The 24,339-nt window shown below is 43.5% G+C and carries 19 protein-coding genes; 11 read left to right on the forward strand and 8 right to left on the reverse strand.

The window, feature by feature from the left end:
• Positions 1–69: EF-Tu C-terminal domain-related protein (locus ABD036_RS17820; protein WP_198552046.1), on the forward strand; the 69-nt coding region annotated here is incomplete at its 5' end.
• 360 nt (positions 70–429) lie between these two features.
• A complete protein-coding gene (locus ABD036_RS17825) occupies positions 430–612 on the forward strand; it encodes a hypothetical protein (protein ID WP_343862372.1) in 183 nt (60 codons plus the stop codon).
• Between the two features lie 1,413 nt (positions 613–2,025).
• Here ABD036_RS17825 and ABD036_RS17830 read toward each other — a convergent pair.
• The gene (locus ABD036_RS17830) at positions 2,026–2,661 is read right to left on the reverse strand and encodes a YehS family protein (protein ID WP_343862373.1); all 636 of its coding nucleotides are present in this window, start codon (positions 2,659–2,661) and stop codon (positions 2,026–2,028) included.
• A gap of 76 nt (positions 2,662–2,737) precedes the next feature.
• Positions 2,738–3,622: a DUF1835 domain-containing protein gene (locus ABD036_RS17835; RefSeq protein WP_343862374.1), complete on the reverse strand. Its 885-nt coding sequence runs from the start codon at positions 3,620–3,622 to the stop codon at positions 2,738–2,740.
• 110 nt (positions 3,623–3,732) lie between these two features.
• On the opposite strand from ABD036_RS17835, the gene ABD036_RS17840 reads away from it, so the two are divergent.
• The 6 genes from ABD036_RS17840 (at position 3,733) to ABD036_RS17865 (ending at position 10,793) form a co-directional block, all read left to right on the forward strand.
• Positions 3,733–4,212 carry an acyl-CoA thioesterase gene (locus tag ABD036_RS17840; RefSeq protein WP_343862375.1) on the forward strand — a complete coding sequence of 160 codons (480 nt, stop codon included), beginning with the start codon at positions 3,733–3,735 and terminating at the stop codon, positions 4,210–4,212.
• Between the two features lie 68 nt (positions 4,213–4,280).
• A complete protein-coding gene (locus ABD036_RS17845; protein ID WP_343862377.1) occupies positions 4,281–5,354 on the forward strand; it encodes a GGDEF domain-containing protein in 1,074 nt (357 codons plus the stop codon).
• Between the two features lie 243 nt (positions 5,355–5,597).
• Complete coding sequence (acs, locus tag ABD036_RS17850) at positions 5,598–7,538, forward strand: acetate--CoA ligase (RefSeq protein WP_343862379.1); 1,941 nt, start codon at positions 5,598–5,600, stop codon at positions 7,536–7,538.
• Between the two features lie 8 nt (positions 7,539–7,546).
• Entirely contained in the window at positions 7,547–8,251 is a 705-nt protein-coding gene (locus ABD036_RS17855) for a heparan-alpha-glucosaminide N-acetyltransferase (protein ID WP_343862382.1), read from the forward strand.
• Positions 8,252–8,811: 560 nt separating this feature from the next.
• Positions 8,812–9,078, forward strand: a complete 267-nt coding sequence (locus tag ABD036_RS17860; protein ID WP_343862384.1) for a DUF4212 domain-containing protein — start codon at positions 8,812–8,814, stop codon at positions 9,076–9,078.
• Positions 9,079–9,086: 8 nt separating this feature from the next.
• A complete protein-coding gene (locus tag ABD036_RS17865; RefSeq protein ID WP_343862386.1) occupies positions 9,087–10,793 on the forward strand; it encodes a sodium:solute symporter family protein in 1,707 nt (568 codons plus the stop codon).
• 272 nt (positions 10,794–11,065) lie between these two features.
• Here the strand turns inward: ABD036_RS17865 and ABD036_RS17870 are convergent, their stop codons facing one another.
• The 3 genes from ABD036_RS17870 to ABD036_RS17880 all read right to left on the reverse strand — a co-directional run bounded on the left by ABD036_RS17870 (position 11,066) and on the right by ABD036_RS17880 (position 15,236).
• Entirely contained in the window at positions 11,066–12,292 is a 1,227-nt protein-coding gene (locus ABD036_RS17870) for a threonine/serine exporter family protein (RefSeq protein ID WP_343862388.1), read from the reverse strand.
• 264 nt (positions 12,293–12,556) lie between these two features.
• A complete protein-coding gene (locus ABD036_RS17875) occupies positions 12,557–13,720 on the reverse strand; it encodes a serine hydrolase domain-containing protein (protein ID WP_343862390.1) in 1,164 nt (387 codons plus the stop codon).
• 547 nt (positions 13,721–14,267) lie between these two features.
• Complete coding sequence (locus ABD036_RS17880; protein ID WP_343862425.1) at positions 14,268–15,236, reverse strand: YeiH family protein; 969 nt, start codon at positions 15,234–15,236, stop codon at positions 14,268–14,270.
• Between the two features lie 212 nt (positions 15,237–15,448).
• On the opposite strand from ABD036_RS17880, the gene ABD036_RS17885 reads away from it, so the two are divergent.
• Positions 15,449–16,612: a tetratricopeptide repeat protein gene (locus ABD036_RS17885; protein WP_343862391.1), complete on the forward strand. Its 1,164-nt coding sequence runs from the start codon at positions 15,449–15,451 to the stop codon at positions 16,610–16,612.
• Positions 16,593–17,540 (forward strand): M28 family peptidase, encoded by a 948-nt coding sequence (locus tag ABD036_RS17890; protein WP_343862392.1) that lies wholly within the window; start codon positions 16,593–16,595, stop codon positions 17,538–17,540. Before ABD036_RS17885 ends, ABD036_RS17890 begins: the two co-directional genes overlap by 20 nt.
• Before the next feature lie 76 nt (positions 17,541–17,616).
• On the opposite strand, the gene ABD036_RS17895 is transcribed toward ABD036_RS17890, so the two are convergent.
• From ABD036_RS17895 to udk, 3 genes are all read right to left on the reverse strand, one after another.
• Positions 17,617–18,456, reverse strand: a complete 840-nt coding sequence (locus ABD036_RS17895) for a 2OG-Fe(II) oxygenase family protein (protein WP_343862394.1) — start codon at positions 18,454–18,456, stop codon at positions 17,617–17,619.
• Positions 18,457–18,598: 142 nt separating this feature from the next.
• Positions 18,599–19,828, reverse strand: coding sequence for a NupC/NupG family nucleoside CNT transporter (locus tag ABD036_RS17900; protein ID WP_343862396.1), 1,230 nt, complete (start codon positions 19,826–19,828; stop codon positions 18,599–18,601).
• A gap of 35 nt (positions 19,829–19,863) precedes the next feature.
• Complete coding sequence (gene udk / locus ABD036_RS17905) at positions 19,864–20,499, reverse strand: uridine kinase (RefSeq protein WP_343862397.1); 636 nt, start codon at positions 20,497–20,499, stop codon at positions 19,864–19,866.
• A 410-nt stretch (positions 20,500–20,909) separates the two neighbouring features.
• On the opposite strand from udk, the gene ABD036_RS17910 reads away from it, so the two are divergent.
• Complete coding sequence (locus ABD036_RS17910; protein WP_343862399.1) at positions 20,910–24,026, forward strand: TonB-dependent receptor; 3,117 nt, start codon at positions 20,910–20,912, stop codon at positions 24,024–24,026.
• Positions 24,027–24,339 lie beyond the last annotated feature (313 nt).

Consider the following 24,339-nt stretch of genomic DNA (forward strand, 5'->3'; position numbering starts at 1 on the left):
CTACGTTTCGCAATCCGCGAAGGTGGCAGAACTGTTGGCGCTGGTGTTGTTGCAAAAATTATTGCATAAGCCAGACTCCAAATAGAATTTAAAAAGCTGCCTAGTGCAGCTTTTTTTATGCGCCAACTAAAGTCGTCATCCCGGCAGTGCTCAATAATAACTGTCATCCCGGTAGTGCTCTTGTGCCGGGATCTCATCGACTCCTGTTTGTAGTTTATTCCAATAGGACGTTTACGGAGATCCCCGACCAAGAGCCCCTCGGGGATGACAAAAGCGTCGCCTCGGAGACGACAAAGAGCGTCGCCCAGGTGGTGCTCAGAAACAACTGTCATCCCGGTAGTGCTCTTGTGCCGGGACCTCATCGACACCTGTTTGTAGTTGAACCAAGTACGACTTTTACGGAGATCCCCGACCAAGAGCGCCTCGGGGATGACAATAATATCCGTCGCCCCGGCGGTGCTCAGAAACAATAGTCATCCCGGTAGTGCTCTTGTGCCGGGACCTCATCGACACCTGTTTGTAGTTGAAGCAAGTACGACTTTTACGGAGATCCCCGACCAAGAGCACCTCGGGGACGACAAAGAACGTCGCCTTCTCGACTCCTGTTTGTAGTTGAACCAAGCAAGACTTTTACGGAGATCCCCGATCAAGAGCGCCTCGGGGACGACAAAAAGGGTCGCCTTCTTAACTCCTGTTTGTAGTTTATTCCAATAGGACTTTTACGGAGATCCCCGATCAAGAGCGCCTCGGGGATGACAAAGAACGTCGCCTTCTCGACTCCTGTTTGTAGTTGAACCCAACAATACTTTACGGAGATCCCCGATCAAGAGCTCCTCGGGGATGACAAAGAACGTCGCCTTCTTAACACCTGTTTGTAGTTGAACTAAGCAAGACTTTTACGGAGATCCCCGACCAAGAGCGCCTCGGGGACGACAAAGAGCGTCGCCTTCTTAACTCCTGTTTGTAGTTGAACTAAGCAAGACTTTTACGGAGATCCCCGACCAAGAGCCCCTCGGGGACGACAAAAAGGGTCGCCCCGGTAGTGCTCAGAAACAATAGTCATCCCGGTAGTGCTCTTGTGCCGGGACCTCATCGACTCCTGCTTGTAGTTGAACCAAGCAAGACTTTTACGGAGATCCCCGACCAAGAGCGCCTCGGGGACGACAAAAGCGTCGCCCAGGTAGTGCTCAAAAACAACAGTCATCCCGGTAGTGCTCTTGTGCCGGGACCTCATCGACTCCTGTTTGTAGTTGAACCAAGCAAGACTTTTACGGAGATCCCCGATCAAGAGCGCCTCGGGGATGACAAAGAGCGTCGCCTTCTTAACTCCTGTTTGTAGTTGAACCAAGCAAGACTTTTACGGAGATCCCCGACCAAGAGCCCCTCGGGGACGACAAAGAATGTCGCCCCGGTAGTGCTCAGAAACAACTGTCATCCCGGTAGTGCTCTTGTGCCGGGACCTCATCGACTCCTGTTTGTAGTTGAACCAAGCAAGACTTTTACGGAGATACCCGACCAAGAGCGCCTCGGGGACGACAAAGAACGTCGCCTTCTCGACTCCTGCTTGTAGTTTATTCCAACAAGACTTTTACGGAGATCCCCGACCAAGAGCACCTCGGGGACGACAAAAAGGGTCGCCTTCTTAACTCCTGTTTGTAGTTTATTCCAATAGGACTTTTACGGAGATCCCCGATCAAGAGCGCCTCGGGGACGACAAAGAACGTCGCCTCGGCAGTGCTCAAAAACAACAGTCATCCCGGTAGTGCTCTTGTGCCGGGACCTCATCGACTCCTGTTTGTAGTTTATTCCAATAGGACTTTTACGGAGATCCCCGACCAAGAGCGCCTCGGGGATGACAAAGAATGTCGCCTTCTCGACTCCTGCTTGTAGTTTATTCCAACAAGACTTTTACGGAGATCCCCGACCAAGAGCCCCTCGGGGACGACAAAAAGGATCGCCGTCGGGGATGACAAAAGGGGGGCCTCGGGGATGACAAAAGCGTCGTTCAGTCAATGCTTTAGTCGTTTACTTCTTCACCTCACCCCAGACCGATGGACGCTTTTCCTGCGAGACTGACGGTCTCTTTGCCGGTTTACCCTTGGGCTTTTCGTCTGCAAGAGGTTTGCTGTCAGCTTTTGCTCTTGGTTTAAACGAAGGTTTTTTGGTTTGCGTGCTATTCGATGTTGCTGCACTGTCAGGCCGATATTTTATCACCATACCTTTTAGTAAATTTCTAACAACTTGATCGCCGGCCTCAACATAATTGCGATGGTCAGGCTTTCTAAATAATGCAGATAACTCGCCCTTGCTCAAACGAAAATTAGCCAGCTTTAGTACTGCAATCATGTCATCGTCCCGATAACTCATGGCAATTCGGATTTTACGCAGTATATCGTTGTTCGATAGACGCTCGGACCCTTTAAGTACAGCGGGTTCTACACCTTCTTGTTTGCCTCGTTTCTTGATGATCAGGCCATCCAAGAACAGGCTTAAGATTTTATCGCGACAAGGCATGAATCCAGGCTCATCTTCTTTTTTCATCAACATTGCGAGATAGTCTTTTTCCATCTCGTAATTCGCAAGTGCAAATAGACTGATAGTTGCACTATCGTCAAGTTGCATTGCATAGCGCAAGCGGCGCAGTACATCGTTTTGATTCATGATTTTACCTGTCGTTTTTAAAACTTTTTTAGGTCGATATTCTAACTCATCATAGACAAACTCTTGAGGCTTTTCTTTAATCTGCGCTAGAAATGCAAAACCCACCTAACCAATGTGGTTTCGAGTACTGCCGTTGCCATGCTTGTTTGCCTTCGAGTATTAGGTGAGCCAATTCAGTTAATTTATACCTGCCATCCTGTACATTTAGCATGGCGGGTTTATCATCGATCAATTGTTGTACGTACCAGAAAAAGCTTAAATCACCGTGAAATTCGTTTTGTTCTTTTTCACAATATAGTTTGAAAAGCGTCTGTGCTTGATCCGCTCCTTCTTGAACTAACATCAAAATCAGGGTTTCGGTTAAGGTCAATCCCGTGCGCTTATCAGGTATCTCTCCTAGGCTTCGAGCAATCGCATTATGTAAAAAAGGCAATGTAGAGGTGTCCTGATTTAATAAATTAGCCCACTCACTCAAGTCTGCTCGGGTAAATGCCTGCCACGCCTGCGCGGCTAATTCATACTGGCTTGCAGTGACATCTTGTTGGGTATTCAATAACTGAGCTATTTCACTTGGACTGAGGCGCCCTAGGTGCGTTGCCGGATTTATCAAAGACAATTTCGATATCATGTCCGGGTAGTCTGCAAACCAAGCCAACACCTGTAATAACTGAAGTTGGTCGTACAGGTCATGTTCAAACCAAAGCAGCACCTTATCAAATTTTTCTGCCGAGGCTAATGTTTGGTCTCGTGTCTCGAAGTCGTTAGCTAGTTGTGATTTTTTTCCCCAACCCATAGAGGCTATAAAGTCTGCTCTGACAATGGATAGTTCCTCAAGTGAATGACCCGCAGGAACAGGCCCCATATGCAACACGTCTCGCCAAGGTAAGTAAGTACCAACAATCCCCGCGACCTTGAATAAGTCCACGGTGCAGTCCCCATTGGTAATATGTAATGTACTCACGATAAAACGCCCGTTTAATATAGCCCTGAATAAATCTTAATCTACTTTTAAGCGCGCTGGGCATTTTTTGTCTATTATAAGTAACTAGTTGAAATAAAAAGAGTTTGAATATGACAATAAACAGTGAAACTGAATTCCGTTTTCTAGCTGAACCGACAGATGTGAACTTCGGTGGTAAGGTGCATGGCGGTATGGTGATGAAGTGGATTGATCAAGCATCCTATGCCTGTGCTGCACAGTGGAGTAAGCGCTATTGTGTGACGGTTTCAGCCAACGCTATTCGTTTTATTCGTCCAATATTAGTCGGTCAGATGGTCACTATTAGTGCGCGTATAGTGCATACTGGAAAAACCAGTATGCATATTTATGTTGTGGTTAGAGCAACTGATCCAAAAGAAGATGCTGTGGTGGTAACGAATCGCTGCTTTATTACCTTTATGGCAATAGATGAGTCTGGCTATCCAGTTGAAGTTCCTCATTTTGAACCTGTGAGAGAAGAAGATCTCTTATTGGAAAAGGTGGCTATACATGCGAAGGATTTTGCTAAAAAACTCGACCAAGATTTCGAGCAAACGTTAGGCTGGAAGTAATGCCCTGTAGCTCTAAATTTTATTATTAACTAAGCACATAATGTCGACGACTAGAGAGTTTGAATAAAATGGATTTACAAGCGACTCGCTATACACTAACTAAAAAAGCCGCGCTGCTGATGTTTGTGGCTATTACTTTTGCAACCTTAGTGCGACCATTAATTTCAGAGTTACCTGTAATATTGACTTACTTGGGAATTATCAATTCACTCATTTCAGGTTTGCTTTACGCTTTGCTGTTACATGCCAAGCCCAGGTCGTTATATATCTATTTGGTCATCGTTGCCGGTTACAGTTTTATCATTCCGTTATTTGTGCTTAGTGGCGGAGTAAACAGTCAATTTGCTGTGTTGCTGCCCATCACACCTGTATTTGTTTGCTTATTGACTAGTGCCAGAGTTGGTCATTTTGTAGGGGGCGCGCTTATACTGATGATCATCGCATTGCAGATCATCGATTTTCGCTTGGCAGAGCCAATTATGCCATCAATACCTGATAATATAGCTCATGCGAAGGCATTTTGGCTGTGCATGGCATGCCTCATTAGTATGTTTTTCGGCAGTCAATATGATCGCCTCAGTACCAGCCTCGGCAACCGCTTGCAACAGCAAGCGAGCATCGATCCGCTTACCAATTTGCTCAATCGTCGATGCATCCTTGAACATTTGAAAGAGCTCATAGACGAGCCGATGAAAGATACGGCATGGATTTCAGTTATGATGATTGATGTGGACAATTTCAAAGCCCTAAATGACCAATACGGACATTTGTTTGGCGATGCCTGTCTGACAGCCGTCGCCAAATCTCTTAAACATTCAGTGAGAAACGAAAGTGACTTTATTGGACGCTATGGCGGAGAAGAGTTCTTAATTGTGCTTGATGGGGTAGATCAAACTAATACCCATAAAGTCGCTGAGAAAATCAGAAATGCCGTAGAGCAACTTGAACTCCATCAGGACAATGACAAAGTTGCCGTTACTATTACCATCGGATACTGCTGTTTGCCAGTTAAAGATGTTATTGACGTCGCGCATATCATTAGCCTAGCAGATGAAGCGCTGTACGTAGGGAAAACGTCTTCGCGCAACTGCGTTGTTGGGGCGGAAGAAGGGCAGTTAATGACTGCTAAGATTACGAGTTAGTACGTTTTTCCTATTTCATTTAAACTTTTTTATTATCTAAATACACTTTAACCATACAGAATCACTTACAACAAGTTGGTTAATAAGTCTGAACTCGTATAGTCTAATTATTTCAATCTGTAAGGGGATTGTTTCAAAGATAACTAGCTTTCGTATTTAGTTTCATTCAGAGTATTTAGCTAGGTAAGATGACATTGGATTGATTGCTGTGAATTGGCAAGGCAATAAATAACGGAGAGTAGAATGACCAAGGCACTTTATCCTGTTCCAGAGCTGGCGAAGCAGCATTCGAACTTAGATATTCAACAACACGTTAAGATGTATCAACAGTCTATCGACTCTCCCGATACGTTTTGGGCTGAGCAGTCTTGCATTCTTGACTGGTTTAAAGCACCGACAAAAATTCAAAATACTTCCTTTGCAAAAGATAAAGTGAGTATCAAGTGGTTCGAAGATGGCCAACTAAATGTTAGTTACAACTGTATTGACCGGCATCTAGCTACTCAAGCTGATCAGATAGCCATTCAGTGGGAAGGGGACTCTCCTGAGGTTGATGGGGTAGTTACTTATCAGGAGCTGCACGATCAAGTGTGCCGACTGGCAAATGGCATGAAAAAGTGCGGCATACAAAAAGGTGACCGAGTTGCTATCTACATGCCCATGGTGCCCGAAGCGGCAGTGGCTATGCTGGCCTGTGCCCGCATTGGTGCTGTCCATTCTATTATTTTTGGTGGTTTTTCTCCCAATGCCATAGCCGATCGTATTCACGATTCAGATGCAAAAATGGTGATCACGGCCGACGAAGGTAGGCGCGGTGGAAATCAGGTGCCGCTCAAAGCAAACGTGGATGAAGCTTTAAACAACGAGCGTTGTCCTAGCATTGAACATGTGATTGTTTTTAAGAATACGGGCAGTGATGTTGAGTTTGGTGCTAAAGATATATGGTGGCATGTACTTACTGCAGATTGTTCAAACCAGTGTGAACCCGAGGTGATGAACGCTGAAGATCCATTGTTTATTTTATATACATCAGGCTCTACCGGCACGCCAAAAGGCGTGGTGCATACTACCGGTGGCTACCTAGTTTATGCAGCCCTGACTCATAAATACGTGTTCGATTACAAACCCGGTGAAATGTACTGGTGTGCAGCAGATGTCGGCTGGATCACCGGACATACCTATATGATCTACGGACCTCTAGCTAATGGTGCTACTACCTTATTGTTTGAGGGCGTGCCTACGTATCCGGATGTGCGTCGAATTTGTCAGATTGTCGATAAGCATCAAGTAAACGTACTTTACACTGCACCCACCGCGATAAGAGCGCTTATGGCGCATGGCACTTTTGCGGCACAAGACTCAAGCTGCAAGTCGTTAAGGTTATTAGGCTCAGTGGGAGAGCCAATTAACCCTGAGGCTTGGTTATGGTACTACGAAAATATTGGTAAAAGTCGCTGCCCTATAGTCGATACTTGGTGGCAAACCGAAACAGGCGGGATCATGATATCGCCCTTACCAGGTATCACAGACTTGAAGCCAGGTTCTGCCACTATTCCTTTTTTTGGTGTTCAACCTGCATTAATGGATGGCGAGGGCAATGAGCTAACAGGCGAAGCCGAAGGTAATCTGATAATTAAAAACAGTTGGCCGGGGCAAGCTCGTACCGTCTATGGTGATCACGAACGATTTATCCAGACGTATTTCAGTACTTATGAGGGATATTATTTTACCGGTGACGGCTGCCGACGAGACCAAGACGGATATTATTGGATCACGGGAAGAGTAGATGATGTGCTAAATGTATCAGGGCATCGCCTTGGCACCGCTGAGATTGAAAGCGCCTTGGTTTCTCACCCAGCCATTGCAGAAGCTGCGGTGGTGGGCTTTCCTCATGATATTAAAGGTCAAGGCATCTATGTCTTTGTGACACCAGTAGAGGGTACACAGACCGATGAAGATCTCACTAAAGAAGTAAAAGCTTGGGTACGCAAAGAGCTCAGCCCCATAGCGGTACCCGACTTAATCCAATGGACTCCCGGCTTACCTAAGACACGCTCCGGAAAAATCATGCGCCGGATACTACGTAAAATTGCGGCCAATGAGCATCAACAATTGGGAGACACGTCAACCTTAGCCGATCCTAATGTGGTTCAAAGTTTAATTGAACAACGTTTAAATCGTTAGATGCGGTGATGAAAAAAGGGGCTAACTTCAAGCGTATTTATACGATTGATGCAATGCGTTGTCTGGCCATCGTACTCATGGTCATCTTTCACTTTATCTATGATTTAAAGTATTTTGGTTACGTGAGTTGGGATATCCCCGATGGGCCAGGCTGGCGCCAATTCAGGCAGGTAATTTTGACCCTGTTCTTCGTTTGTGTGGGGTTTTCTTTGGCTGCTGTGCATGGACGCCAGTTTAGGTCTAAACACTTTACCAAGCGCTTTATGCAGTTGCTGTTAGCATCGGTGGCGGTGACGGTTTCGTCGTTATTTATGGCACCTAACAACTGGATATTTTTTGGCGTTTTACACTTTATTGCTGCGGCCAGTTTGTTATGTGTGCCTTTTGCGCGTTTTCCAAAGTTAGCTCTGATTGTCGGTTTAATCGTGATAGCGATTTACAACTTCGGATGGGTTAGTAGTATCTGGCCATTTCAACCGGTTCGTCATCTGTTGCCTAGTTACACTAACGATTATGTGGGGCTGTTTCCATGGACCGGGGTTGTATTGTTGGGGATCTGGTTGGCGCGGCAGCAGTTTCTGCAAGCAGATCCCCTTAAATCATGGGGCACACCTAAATGGGTTGCATTCGCAAGCCGGCATAGTCTAATCATTTATCTTGTCCATCAACCCATTCTATTTGCCTTATTCGGCGCGGCATCACTGCTACATTAAAAGTTAACCACTTGATTTTTAGCGTGGACAGGCATGTTAAATCGACATACCCCGACTTGATTTTTAGCGTGGACAGGCATGCTAAATCGACGTTCTTCGACTTTATTTTTAGCGTGGACAGGCATGTTAATTCGACGTTCTTCGACTTTATTTTTAGCGTGGACAGGCACGTTAAATCGACATTCTTCGACTGATTTTTAGCATGGACAGGCATGTTAAATCGACATTCTTCGACTTGATTTTTAGCGTGGACAGGCATGCTAATTCGTCGTTCTTCGACTGATTTTTAGCATGGACAGGCATGTTAAATCGACATTCTTCGACTTGATTTTTAGCGTGGACAAGCACGTTAATGAGTTGTTTTTTCCAATCTTAATGAGGTCTTGATGAGCCTTATACTAATGTGCGTATTACAGTGGGTGTCCTTGTTAGTTTGTTGCATAATATTCAGTGCATTAGCAAGTGGTCTCATTTCAACTGGACAAAAAGCAGGTTAAATTAGTTGTACTAATCCTTAATTTCAAACTAGTTTATCCATACAAAACTAATAAGGAAACAATATGGCCTTTCAAAATGACTCAGATAAAAGAGCCTACTGGCGAGAAAACTTGCGACTTATGCTCAAGCTTTTGTTGATTTGGTTCGTCGTTTCATTTGGGTTTGGCATCTTACTAGTTGATACGCTCAACGAAATTCGTTTTTTTGGATTCAAATTGGGTTTTTGGTTTGCACAGCAAGGTGCCATTTATGTTTTTGTCCTCTTGATTTTTGTGTACGTACGGCAGATGAATCTGCTCGATAAACGTTATAACGTTGATGAAGAGTAGGGAAGATAATGGACGTACAATTACTCACTTTTATTATCGTTGGCGCTTCGTTTATTTTATACATTGCGATTGCAATATGGGCCAGAGCTGCGTCTACCAATGAGTTCTATATAGCCGGTGGACATGTGCATCCAATCGCCAACGGTATGGCAACCGCAGCTGACTGGATGTCAGCGGCTTCTTTTATCTCCATGGCCGGCCTTATTTCATTTATGGGTTATGACGGTGCAGTCTACTTGCTCGGGTGGACTGGTGGATATGTGTTATTAGCCCTTTGCTTGGCGCCCTATTTACGTAAATTCGGCAAGTTTACGGTGCCAGATTTTATCGGTGATCGCTATTACTCACAAACCGCTCGAACGGTTGCCGTATTTTGTGCGATCTTTGTATGTTTCACCTACGTTGCCGGACAAATGCGCGGCGTAGGTGTGGTATTTAGTCGCTTTCTAGAAGTTGATATAACCACCGGAGTAGTCATTGGCATGGGGATCGTTTTCTTCTATACCGTTTTAGGCGGAATGAAAGGGATAACCTATACCCAAGTGGCGCAATACTGCGTGCTCATCTTTGCTTATTTGGTGCCCGCGGTGTTTATCTCGATGATGGTGACGGGACACATTTTACCGCAGACCGGTTTTGGTGCGACCTTGGCTGATGGTTCGGGAGTGTATTTGCTAGATAAGTTAGACGGATTGTCGTTGGAGCTTGGTTTCAATGAATACACTTCGGGCACTAAAAGTATGATCGACGTATTTTGTATTACAGCCGCATTAATGGTTGGTACCGCCGGGCTTCCCCATGTCATTGTACGTTTTTTTACTGTTCCAAAGGTTCGTGACGCCCGCTACAGCGCTGGGTGGGCCTTAGTTTTTATTGCGATTTTGTATACTACGGCCCCGTCGTTAGCATCCTTTGCTAGAGTCAATATGATTGAAACCATCAATGGTACCGAGTTAAAAGGTACCGAGTATAAAGATGCGCCAAGCTGGGTAATAAACTGGCAAAAAACAGGCTTGATCGAATGGCAGGATAAAAATGACGACGGCAAAATGTTCTATGCAGGAGATGACCGCAACGAAATGAAAGTAGACGCAGATATTATGGTGTTAGCGAACCCTGAAATTGCTAATTTACCGGCATGGGTGATTGCATTGGTGGCCGCTGGAGGTGTCGCTGCAGCGCTGTCGACCTCTGCTGGATTGCTGTTGGTTATTTCTACTTCTGTGTCTCATGATTTACTCAAGCGCAATCTCATGCCGAATATAACTGATCGGAAAGAATTATTTTACGCGCGATTAGCAGCAGGTGTAGCGATTTGTATTGCCGGTTATTTTGGAATTAATCCGCCCGGCTTTGTCGCTCAAGTCGTCGCGTTTGCCTTTGGATTAGCTGCGTCGTCTTTTTTCCCCGCTATCATAATGGGGATTTTCATCAAACGTATGAATGATAAAGGGGCTATTGCCGGCATGTTAGCGGGTATTACATTTACAGCCTCATACATTATTTACTTTAAATTTATTAATCCCGCCGCAAATGTTGCTGATAATTGGTGGTTCGGAATATCACCAGAAGGAATAGGCGCATTGGGAATGCTAATTAATTTTATAGTTGCATTTACCGTACTCAAACTTACCGCAGAAGCCCCTGCGAATATTCAACAGTTAGTTGAGGATATTCGATATCCTCAGGGCGCGGGCGCGGGAAAAGCTCATTAACGCAAGTTAGAAAAATTAACATGGACAGGCATGTTTATTTCTTCAATTATTGAGCTTAGCCGATGGCGGCATTGCGATGGACAGGCACGTTAGTCGTTAAACATCATTTGGAAAATAGTGATGGATGTCCACGTTAGTTGCGGTGGGTGTCTATGCTAGTTTCTAATTAATGTAATCAGCTTTATTTCGCATAACTCTTATCCAATTGAAGCTGATAAATATTAACCACGTGAGGGGGCCTCGTCATTGCAAACTAGGTTAGCGCACTGTTTTTACAGTGCTTTTCGAGTTGGCATGACGACATTCGCAAATATTAACCCCGCCACTAATGACATCAGGATCATGAAGGTTTCTTGGCCTATATGATCGGCTTTAATAAAATCTTGACCAGAGATAAAAGAGTTTAAGCCGATATAGGTTTTTGAACCTGGTACCAATACGATTAACCCGTGCATGGCAACTATCGTGGAGGGCGCATTGACGATCCGAGAAAATAAGTTGGCGAATACACCTAGCGAAAATGCACCAACAAATGCCCCTAAACCATTTTCTAAATATGCCGAACTGAAGGTCGACGCTGCGTACGCAATAAATGTCGAAGCTATTGCCCAAGGCACATGTTTCATTCGTGTTCTGAAAATAGCGACTAGCCCTATGCTGAGCATGAATACACCAAGCCAATTTACCCAAAACGGTAAGGTTTCAGCGACGACTAATTCTTGCTGCCCAAATAGTTGATAACCCAAACTGATACCCAAAAATGCACCAAAATACAATTTAAATAATTGCATGGTCGCGTCCATTATCCGAGCTGTTCCAGATACTAAGTTGCGCGATGAAAGCTCTGCCAGTCCCATAGTCAACGAAAGACCGGGCACTAAGATGATCAGTGACGACAGAATGATCAACCAAATGTTAAAGCCGATATCGAGATAGAAGTTAATCGCACATGCAGCCAAACCCACTGAAAATGAGGCAACAGGCTCGAGCATCAAATTAACTCGTTTTGAACGCATCGCCCACAATGTCCACACATATACGATGAAGCCCAAAATTCCCGAACATATAATTTCTGGCCATCCAGCGCCCATTAGCATGGCAAATGCACTAGTAGACATACTAAATGCGACTGCAGTTAGACCTTTACTGTAAGGACTGGGCATGGCGTCAATTTCGTTGAGTCGCTTGTCTGCATCGACAAGAGAAATTTCACCAGAAAGTAATTGATTAGCCAGTTCATCTGTCAGGGATAACGAATTCATATCCAACTCACCCGGCTGCATACGAGCCGCATGGTTGTATTCATCTTCGTGGCGGTCACTCCAAAGCACGATTGATAACGATGTAGGTGTCGAAATAAAGGAAGCGTGCACACCCAAATAAGTCGCAATTTCAGTAAGATAAGCTTCTAGTCGAAACGACGGGGACCCGTACTTATGCAGCATCTTTCCCAACTTGAGAATAAATCTGCGGATCTGAATAAATTCTTTTTTGTCCATTAGGCTACTACTTGGTTTAAATAAGGCTAATTGTGCGAAAGCGATTAAATATTAGCCTAAATCTGACTTGGCGCGGAGTTTAAGAAGAAAATAGTTAATATGCAATGAAGTTTTTTATCAACTACAGATTAGAAAAACTAATATTGAGTAATGACTGTTATGGTGGTGTGAATTTGTTGTTAATCCGCTTTTCTTAATTGGAATTTCGCTAGTTTTAATCGAAGATGCTGTCGAGGTTCGCATCGCAAATAAATCAAATAATCCTTAGTTTTTTGAATGGAAATGATACAGTGATTCAAGCGCTAGCAAGAAGACATCAGCGCTGTATTCATTATCTACATTTTTGACCACTGTCACGGCTCGACTATGCTCTATACATAAAATCATCATTGTCAATCCACCATTACTGCCCCCCGAATGCATAGCAACATTGTTAAAACTTGCCATCATTGTCTGGGCATAAGTATTGTTTATATAATATTTACGCTCTCGATAATTATCAAAATCAATCATCCATGAAATACCAAATGGCAAAATAGTACCGTCATCTAACGTGGCTTTGGTAAACAATAAATTTAGACTTTCTTGAGATAAGTACCCGGGAAACGAATGTGCCACAGCAAAACGGGCGACATCAGCAGCAGAAGCGATGAAACCGCCGCCTGCATATTTGTATGAATGGTCTGATTGTGGCGCATTAAATAAGATGCCGTTTTTTACCGTATATGGTCGTTGGCGAAGTGCAATAATATCAGCCTGGTTGTCAAAGGCAGTCTCTTGCATATCGATCGGTTCAAACACTTCCTGGGTAATAATTTGTTTAAAGTCACGCTTCTGATCAGCGCCTTCCATAGCGGCTGCGATCAGTGAATATGCGAAAGTCGAATATTCATGATCACTCCCAGGCGAAAAAAGTAACGGATCGTCTTTGAACAAGGATAGACTTGAGGTGACATCTTTAAATGGCTGGTTTAATAGAAACTCTTTGGTAGATGCATAATGTCTAACTCCTGCAGTGTGCGAAGCTAATTGTCTCAGAGTTAAGGGTTCATGCTTTTTAGGCCAAGTTGATACGTATTTCGTTATTGGAGTGTCTAACGATAGTTTTTGTTGTTCAAATAAACGCATCATTCCCGCTGCAGTAATCAATTTAGCCACACTGCCAATGCGCATTTTATGTGAAGGGGTCATTTGGACGCTATTTTCAACATCAGCTAAACCAAAGGCCTTTGACCAAAGCACTCCGCTTCTGTCTGCTATTGCTGCACTAATACCGGGCACAACTTCAGATTTTACCGCCGTTTCGTATTTCCTTTCTATTGATAACATGCCGGTATCGGATTTTGCCCATGCACTGGGTGGGCTAAGAAGCAAGTAGCCAATTTGCAAACCGCTGATGAAAAGAACATGTTGTGAGATTTTAAGCATTCGTTATTCCCTAAGAAGTGCAATCCACACTATATGGAATTCAATTAAATTAGTCTAAATTTGATTTTTCAGAACTCATTCAATCCAACCGTAATACATTAACAAACCGTCTTGTACCAAAAGCTATTCTTTAGGACTTGTTGAAGTGGCTGTCCACGTTAAATTGGTGCTTGGAATTCAGACGATTTCGGGTGGGTGTCCAGGTTAGATTTAATTAAAAAAACGGCTTGTAATAAAAACATCCTTTACTATTTGGAGTGGCTGTCCACGTTAAATTGGTGTTTGAAATTCAGGCGATTTAGGGTGGGTGTCTTTGCTAAATTCGTATGGAATACACACTATTTTGCGGTGGCTGTCCACGTTAAATTGGTAAGCATCGTTGAAGTCGTGTTTGTACAACTATCGCACCATGCAGACACAAAGGCATTAATAGAAATGTAATTCGAATCTATTAATAAGTTAGGAGACCGCGGTAGTTCCGTTAAAAGGCATGCTAGAAATAAGGATGCCTCAAACTATTTGTGCAAATCAATCAGCAGTGAAAAGATCATAGATAGCAAACGGCCAACAAAATCAATCCAGCAATCCACAACGATTCACTCACCATCAATATGATTGGTCTTATACCAACTTCAAGAAGGCTTTTTAAGTTCGATTTCATGCCAATCGCCGTAATAGAGATAACCAATGCATACCGAGAAATTTCTGCACCGGCGTTGGTGATAGCAGCGGGGATTTCAATCACACTGTTTATCGTCATTAAGATCACGAAGATGATTAAAAATTTAGGCATTATCAGCGGTTTACTGTCAGCCACTTGATCCACATTGAGCCGCAATATCAACAATGTGCACAATACCACTGGCATCAAAAAAGCCACCCGCACTAATTTAGTCAGGGTTGCCAAGTCACCTGTTTGTTCAGACACTGAGTAACCCGCACCGACTACCTGTGCCACGTCATGAATGGTGCCGCCGAGAAAAATGCTGGTATTAGTTTCATCCAAATTCAGCGCACTGGCAATAATTGGGTAAAGCACCATGGCGACAGTCGATAGTGAGGTTACGCCTATAATAGTGAGAGACGTGTCTCGATCTTTGTGATTACTTTCTGGCATTACTGCCGCAATCGCCATGGCGGCTGAAGCACCACAAATCCCTACCGCCCCGCCAGTGAGAACCCCAAATCGCTTTTGCAGTCCCAGCGTTTTAGCCAACACTATGCCAACGCCTATGGTGCTAATAATCGCCACCACCAAAAGTAAGGCTGTGGTCCAGCCAAGCGCAGCAAGATCCCCAAAAGCAATTCGCAATCCCAGAAGTGCCACACCTATTCTGAGAAAATGGCAAGCAGTAAACTCGATACCGGCTTTGCAGTGGGTGTCTTCATAAAGGAAGGATAAAGCGATGCCTAACAGCAGCGCAAATAGCATGGCCGGTGCGTCGTAATGTTGGCTTAAAAATAACGCGGCTAAACCAACTAATGTCGAGACACCTATTCCCGGAAGGACACGCATAAATTGATTCAGAATAGCCTCACTTGTAAGTAACTTATTTTTATTGAGATCTTTAGAATGCTCACTATCAACCAGCATATTTGATTCGCCAATATTTCACAAATTAGTCGCTAATTTCGTTTCAAATGGAGATGAATTACGCTTTTTATGGGGTGAAAAATCTGGCTATATAACACCGATGGGACTAAAGTTATTTTAGCTTGGAGGTATTTATGAAGCCATTAACACTAGTTTTCATCACCTTAATTGCATTGACTGGTTGTCAAACAACCTCTCAACCTTTGGTGCAAAACGACCTTCTGTTAAATGACCAGGCCTTCCCTGATTACACCATCTATAAAATAGAGAGTGAAGATGATATTTTTTCCATTGATGAAGAAATGGAAAAGTTTGTCCGAAGCTCTGTTTCATCGATAAATGATCCCGTCGACAGAATGGAAACGCTCGTAAGAAAAATTTTTGACCGTTCTGAATTTAACTTATTGTACATGGGCAACGCCAATACCACGGCCACTCAAACCTTTCACAATCGCGCTGCAAACTGTCTATCCATGTCAATTATGACCTATGCATTAGCTAAAAATGCTGGTTTTGGTGTGCGCTTCCAGGATGTGAAAATTCCAGAATACTGGACTCGCAGAGAAGGCTACAGCCTACTAAATGGCCACATTAATTTGCAAATATTACCTCGCGATCCAGGTGTGATCCATTTGCTCAGTGATGGTTATGAAGTCGACTTCGACCCGCAAACCAGTCGTAACAATTTCCCCAAGAAGTTTGTCCAAAAAAATACTGTCATGGCGATGTATTATAATAATAAAGGTGCCGATGCGCTTTTATCTAATTCCTATACCAAATCCTACGCTTACTTTAGAGCGGCTGCTAAACAGGCGCCTAATTTTGAATCTACCTGGGTTAACTTAGGTATTCTTTATCGCATTGGTGGACATTATGAGTCAGCCGAAAAGGCATATATGCATGCTATTCAAATGGATGAAGACAACCTTACAGCATGGGAAAATTTAGCGTATTTATACGAATATACTGGGCGCCATCAAGAATCTGCTGCTATCGCTGGTAGGGTGGAGCGCAAGCGCGACGACAATCCTTTTTATCACTTTATTTTGGGCGAGCAGGAGTTTGATAGTGGTAACTTTGACTTGGCGCTGAGACACTATCGCGACGCGCTTAGAATTGATAAAAGCAAACACGAAATCTACTTTGGCTTGGCTAAAACCTATTATGAGATGGGAGATGTAAGCCGTAGTCAATTGTATTTTAAAAAAGCCAGAGATAGGTCTCGTAATGATCAGGACCAAGAAAAGTATCAAGGCAAGTTAGATCTAATCAGTCGACATGACGACAAGAGTATTTAAGTTATGTTGTTGGTTACTCCTGTGCGCTCCCACATCCTATGCAAAGGAGTGTGATCAATACCATCATTCTAACCGCATCAAATCGGTTCAACTTTGGGCCGATTTCAATTTCCTCGCATCTGATTATCTAGAAGGCCGCAAAACTCAAACTCATGGAGCGCAATTAGCACGAGAGTATATTCAAAAGCGATTTAGTCAGATTGGATTGCTGAGATTTGATATAAATTCAGGTTTCTTATCACCTTTTGTGTATCAAAAACACTTTACTAAGGTCGAAGGTGTCAATGTGGTCGGTTATCTACCGGGGAGTAAGTCCCCTGAGAGTTATATTGTTGTAACTGCCCATTATGATCATTTAGGCAAACAGGGACGAAAAATCTTTAACGGCGCGGATGATAATGCCTCTGGTGTCGCTGCGATACTCAGTATCGCTGCTGCCTTATCGATAAACCGCCCTCAACATTCCGTAATATTCGTCGCCACTGATTCCGAAGAAAAAGGACTTTATGGTGCCAAGGCCTTTGTGCAAAACCCGCCTATCGATCTGAGTAAAATTAAAGCTAATTTAAATTTGGATATGCTGTCTCAACATCGAGGCAAAAATCGCCTATATGTATCTGGTTCGCGCCATTTCCCAAACTATCAAACGTTAATTCGACAGGCTAAGGAGCAAGCTGGTTTATGTTTGGTGTCGGGTCACCGCTCAGTGCAACGAGGATCAGTTGCTGGACAGCGACAAAGTTGGCGTAAAGCAAGTGATCATGCTGCTTTTACCAACGCCAGTATACCGGCGATTTTTATTGGCGTCAGTGAGCACGCTTACTATCATACTGAGCAAGATACTGTCGATAAAACACGGCCGGAGTTCTTTTTTGCGGCAGTGGATACCAGCCTCAAGATTTTACGCTTGGTCGACGAATTAGAATAACGTTATTCAGAGAGGAAAGTTGGCATTGGCGTGAACTTAAATAACACGGCCCGCTAAACACGGGCCGAATTTGGAGTTAAGCGACACCTAACTCACGCAGGCGTTCTTTCAAATAGCTATCAGCAGTGTGTCTTTCAGACAACACGACATCCGGACGTGGATGCAAAAATAGCGGTAACGAAATACGTGACTTGGTCATATCCGCACCAGCAGGGTTGATCACTCGGTGGCTAGTGGACGGGAAATAACCGCCTGAGGCTTCTTGCAACATGTCGCCAATGTTAATGATCAAATTTCCGAAGTCGCTAGGTACATCAAGCCATTCATTACCAGTGCCTTTTACTTGTAACCCAGGCTCATTGGCAGCGGGTAATATGGTCAATAAATTGATATCTTCATGGGCCGCGGCGCGAATCGCATCCGGCTCTTCATCACCTGTTAAAGGCGGATAATGTAAAACCCGTAACAAGGTTTGGTTGCTGTCTTTGATCATATTAGATAACGGCTGGCTATATAGCTTGGCAACTTCTTCAGGCGAGTGTTTCTCAACCCAGTTAAGGAGCTCTGTGGCTAAATCAGTGGCCGCTTGATAATAATCAGCTAACTCTTGCTTTAATTCAGGTGGACATTTTCCCCAAGGGTAATAATGAAAATACTCTTTAATATCTTTTTTCTTAAACCCTTTGGCCGTTTCGGACACTGTGGTGGGGAAAAAACCATCTTGGGTTTCTCTATCAAACACATAGTTGTCTTTTTCAGCTGAATCGAAAAACTCCTGCCAATTAGCATATATCGAGGTCACCGATTTTTGCGAAATAGGATGATTTTTAAGTACCCCAAATCCGGTAGAACGCAAGCTCTCAACAAACAATTTATCTGCATTGGGTGCAGCATAATCAACGGCTTCTAATTTCATAATATGTCCTGTCTACTACGGTTGTTGCCAACCTGTTTATACTTTAATTCTTTTCACTCAGGTTGCTAATAACGATACATTCAACTATCGGTATTCTAGGCTCAACCTGAGGCTTAATTTTTAGATTCTCAACTTGACTTACTTAAGACACAACCTGTGCAACGCTCAAACCTATAAATAGCCCCGCTAATGCGCCACTCATAAGGTTGGCTAAGGTTGCAGCTACAACTGCTCTTAAGCCTAACTGGGCGATTTCCTTGCGTCTGGTTGGTGCCAGTGCACCTATACCACCCATCAAAATGGCGATAGACGAAAAGTTAGCGAAGCCACACAAAGCAAAGGTGACAATTGCTTGTGACTTAATTGACATTTGATCTTGATATTTAACAAAATCCAAATAAGCAACGAACTCGTTAACCACCATTTTCTGACCGATAAAGCTACCCGCTAAATTGGCTTCACTCCATGGTACCCCTAGCACCCAAGCTAATGGCTGGAACATATAGCCTAAGATCATTTGGAAGCTCAGACTTCCGTGACCGAACCAACCGCCAATCCCGCCGATCAACCCATTTAGTATGGCAATTAAGGCAATAAATGCGAGTAACATTGCACCCACGTTGACTGCTAGCTTTAAGCCTGAGGCGGCGCCAGTAGCTGCAGCGTCAAATATGTTGGCATAATCATTATCGTCGTCTTTTAACTCTTCTAGCTCGTTTTTAACGGTTTCGGTTTCAGGCATGATCAGTTTTGCCATTAACAACCCACCTGGTGCCGCCATAAAACTTGCAGCCAGCAAGAATTTTATATCCACACCTAGCTGCGCGTAACCGACCATCACAGCACCTGCAATGGAGGCTAGTCCGCCGACCATCACCGCAAACAGTTCAGAGCGCGTCATAGCGGGAATAAAAGGTTTCACCACCAAAGGTGCTTCGGTCTGACCAACAAAAATATTCGCCGCAGCTGACATTGACTCGGGGCGACTGGTCCGTAGTGCTAGTTGCAATAAGCCGCCAATCAAGCGAATAACCCAACGCATAATACCTACATGATAAAGCACCGCGATCAATGACGAGAAAAAGATAATGGCTGGCAAAACGTTAAACGCAAAAATGAATCCCAGTGATTTATCACCCACCGGGCCAAAAATGAAATTTATACCTTCTTGACCGTATTCTAATAAACGCTGAACGCCAACAGACATACTCAACAGCGCTTCTTTTCCGGCAGGTACGTACAATATAAATGCACCGAGGGACGCTTGAATGGCGAATGCGCCACCCACCGTTCGCCAATTAATCGACTTTTTATGCGCCGACAGGCCATATGCAATGGCAATGAGAACGGCAATGCCAAGTAAACTGATCATGATGGTTCCTTTTTCTTATTATTATAGGTAGCCGCTTAGCCGTTATTTTTACCTAAGGCTTGCTGTATATGGGATTTAATTACATCCAAAGCAATATAATTTTCGCCTCCTTGGGTGACGATAACATCCGCTGTAAATCGACTCGGTGCAATAAACTGGTGGTACATTGGTTTTACGGTGCTTTCGTATTGGTTAGCCACAGACTCTAACGTACGTCCGCGTTCTGCGATATCACGTTTGATTCGTCTTAAAAGGCAAATATCCAGTGGCGTGTCTACGAAAATCTTAACGTCATATAAAGGCTCAAGTTCAGGGCTTGCAAGCAACATGATCCCTTCAACAATGATAACCGGTGCAGACTCCAATATTTCACGTTGTTGTAACCGCGTATGAGTCTTATAACAATAGGTAGGGTATTCAATCGATTTCCCTTCCTTTAATTGGTTTAAATGATCCACCAGTAGCTCATGTTCAAAGGCGCGAGGATGGTCGTAGTTATTTTTTTCACGTTCGTGCATAGGTAAGTGATCTTGCGCACGATAGTAGTGATCCTCACGCAAAATTTGCACCGGACGACCTTCCTGTTCAAATTCTTTGAGCAGGTTTTCAGTAAACAACGATTTGCCAGAACCTGAAGCACCAGCAATTGCAATAATAAGTGGAGTAGCCATTTCGACCTTGAAGCAATAAAAAACTGGTCAAAAGATACCAGTGATGGCCAAAAAAGTCAGTCTCAAAAAAAAATTAATATGAATTTTACGTAAAAAGCAGTATAAAAAGCATACTAGACTAGTTGGTCAAGTATCTATGTGACTGTTTAGTCAGGATTTTATTTGTTTACCGTTAAATTTGTGTTGACCAAATGGTCAGAAATGTTAACAAAAGGTTGCAATTCTGTGCTTTAGGTTATTGCTACGATTAAATATTAATGCTGACATAGTGATCATAAAAGTGTAATAATTAGGCTGGTACAATCTGTTTTTAAATTTTTTAAGAGCCGTGTTATGTGAAGCAGCGCTACAAGACTGCGAACATTTTTCGGTTCAACAGAAAAGAACACACTCTACTTAGGAAACACACAATGTTTAAAAAAACCAAACTGAATCGCATTGCGATTGCAGTAGCAATGTCTGTCGGCATGTCTACCGCGGCAATGGCTCAGGAAACTTCTTCCGGAATTGCCGGTACAATATTAACACCTACCGGAGCTCCTGCTGCAGGAACAACAATCACAATCGTCCACGTCCCATCTGGAACATCCAAAACGGTTGAAGTGAACAATGCTGGTACTTTCAGCGCTAAAGGTTTACGTGTTGGTGGACCATACAACATAATTGTTGATTCAAATGTTTACCAAGACACGACAGTAAACGATGTATATCTTAACTTGGGTGAGCAATTTTCCCTTGATGTTGCATTAACTGAAGATCAACAACTAGAAAGTATTCTAGTTACAGCATCATCTGTAAGTACGTCAGTATTTGGTGAAACAGGTCCTTCTTCAAACTTTAACTTGTCTGATTTGGAAAATGCACCTTCGATCAACCGTGACATAAATGATGTTATTCGTGCTGACCCAAGAATTTACATCGATGAAAGTTTTAACGATGCAGTACAGTGTGGCGGCGCAAGCCCTCGTTTTAACAGCTTAACCCTTGATGGTGTGCGTTTAAACGATTCATTTGGTTTGAACAGCAACGGTTACCCAACTGAGCGTATGCCTTTCTCATATGATGCGATTGAGCAGGTAACGGTTGAATTAGCACCTTTTGATGTTCAGTACGGTGGTTTCACTGCGTGTAACATCAATGCGGTGACAAAGTCAGGTACTAATGAAGTACATGGAAGCTTATTCTTCGATTACACCAGCGACTCTTTCCGTGGTGACGAAGTTGAAGGTGAGCAACAAGATAACGGTAACTACACAGAAAAGCGTTATGGCTTTAACGTTGGTTTGCCTCTTATCAAAGACACGTTATTTTTATTCGCTTCATATGAAAAACTTGAAGGCGCACAACTTTTTGGCTACGACGCGTTAGGCAGTCGTGTTTCTCAAGCTGATATTGACCGTGTAACAGAAATCGCAAGTCGTGTTTACGGCTACGATGTTGGCGGTATGCCAGGCAGTGCTCCAATTGAAGATGAAAAGCTATTGTTAAAGCTGGATTGGAACATTAATGATGACCACCGTGCTTCATTAGTATACAACTGGAACGACGGTGCAAGCTTGAGCCAGTCTGACGGTGGGTCTAGTCGCCTATCTCTTTCTAATCACTTCTACGAGCGTGGCGCTGAGATAAGTTCTTATGTTGCTTCTTTGTATTCTGATTGGTCTGACGATTTCTCTACTGAAATACGCATTGGTAAAACTGACCTAGACAACCGTCAAAACTCAATCGATGCGGCCTCAGGGTTTGCTGAAGTACAGATTTCTACTCCTGATAGAGGAACTATTTATATTGGTCCTGATGACTCTCGTCAATCTAATGACCTGAACTGGGATAACGTTACTTTTAAAATCGCAGGTACTTACTATGCTGATGAGCATACGATTACTGCGGGTGTTGAGTATGAAAAATTAAATGTTTTCAACCTCTTCATGCAGCACACTGTGGGTGAATATCGTTTCCGTTCAATTGATCAATTCGAGTCAGGCGACGTAGACCGTATTTACTACAACAACTCTGCGGGCACCAACAACCCAGCTGATGCTGGTGCATCATTCTCTCAAACGACAAAAACATTTTATATCCAAGATGATTTTGATTTGTTTGATGATGTTCAAATGATGGTTGGCCTTCGCTACGACGTATACGGTTCAGGTGATCAACCAACCTTTAACCGTAACTTCGCGTCACGTTATGGCTTCTCAAACACGGCAAATGTTGATGGTTTATCATTAATGCAGCCTCGTGTTGGCTTTAACTGGGCAGTAGCTGAAAACTTAGAAGTACGCGGTGGATTTGGTCGTTACTCAGGCGGTAACCCAAATGTTTGGATTTCAAATGCATATTCAAATGACGGCGTTACTAACATTGGTGTGCGTGAGCGTGAAATCGGTGATTTCGATTCATTGTTTGACATCGCTCTAAGTGGTGAAGGTCGTCCAATTTATGACGTCCCTCAAGCTATGTTCGACGCTGTAGCTAATACTCAAATTGGTGATGGAGACGGTGGTGTAAATGCAACCGATCCTAACTTCAAGATCCCTCATGAGTGGAAATACGCATTAGGTGCTACTTACATCTTCGCTGATGATTATGTGTTACAAGCTGACTTAATGATCACTGAGAAGAAAAACTCTGCAATCATCCGTGACTTAGCATTGGTTGACTCTGGCGCTGACGCACCAGATGGACGTCCATTGTACGAAGCAACTAATGGTCGTCGTGCAGGTAACGACCTTATGTTGACTAATGTCTCTGGCGAAGATGCAGAATCTAAAGTTTTGTCTTTATCAGTAAGCAAAACTTACGATAACGGTATCGACGCAAGCTTTGCTTATGCGTTCACTCGTGCAACTGATGTTAACCCTATGACGAGTGCGGTGGCGTTTTCTAACTTCACTAACGTAGCGGTATCAGATGTTAACAATCCAACGTTAGCCACTTCTGATTATGAAATACGTCATCGTTTCACTATGAACCTTAGTTATGCTAAAGAGTTTATGGATGGCTACGATACTCGTTTCAGCTTATTTGGAACAGCTAACGAAGGCAGCCCAATCTCTTATACATTCACAGATGCAAGAATGTTTACGGATGCTAACAACTACAGAAGCTTGATTTATGTTCCTAACGAAAATGACTCAAATGTTGTTTACGGTCCTGATTTCGACCAAGCAGCATTCAACGACTTCATCGCGGCTGAAGGTCTAAACCGTGGTGGCATCATGGCTCGTAACTCTGTTGCAGCAGACTGGTGGGTTAAATTTGATGTTCGCGTTGAGCAAGAGCTTCCTGGCTTCATGGAAGGTCACTCGGCTAGTGCATTTATCGTAGTTGAAAACTTGGGCAATCTATTGAACGACGACTGGGGCGTATTTAAGCAAGGTTCTTTCCCTGCCGATGACGTTATCAGTGCATCAATCAATGATCAGAACCAATACGTTTACGAATCATTTAACAACTCACCGCAGAGCTTCAACCGCAATGCGTCTTCGTGGGAAATCCGCGCAGGTGTTAAATACAAGTTCTAATAACATTAGTTATTATGCGTAAATGCAAAAACCGGTCACTCACCTGACCGGTTTTTTTATGTCTTAGAATCTTACTTTTATCAAATCCCCTCACTTTATTTGCTAGCGAAGTGAGCGGTCCCGTAGATTGTGAAATAACGTGGACAGGCATGATAAATAACGTGGACAGGCATGATTATGATGACATAACGTGGACAGGCATCAATATTCACCGCTATTAGCTCTTGTATTCACATTAGAACGATCAACCACTTGAAAGCCTTATCGTGGACAGGCACCAATATTCACGGCTATCGAAATAACGTGGACAGGC

It is taken from the genome of Aliiglaciecola litoralis (genome assembly GCF_039523355.1).
Taxonomy (GTDB): domain Bacteria; phylum Pseudomonadota; class Gammaproteobacteria; order Enterobacterales; family Alteromonadaceae; genus Aliiglaciecola; species Aliiglaciecola litoralis.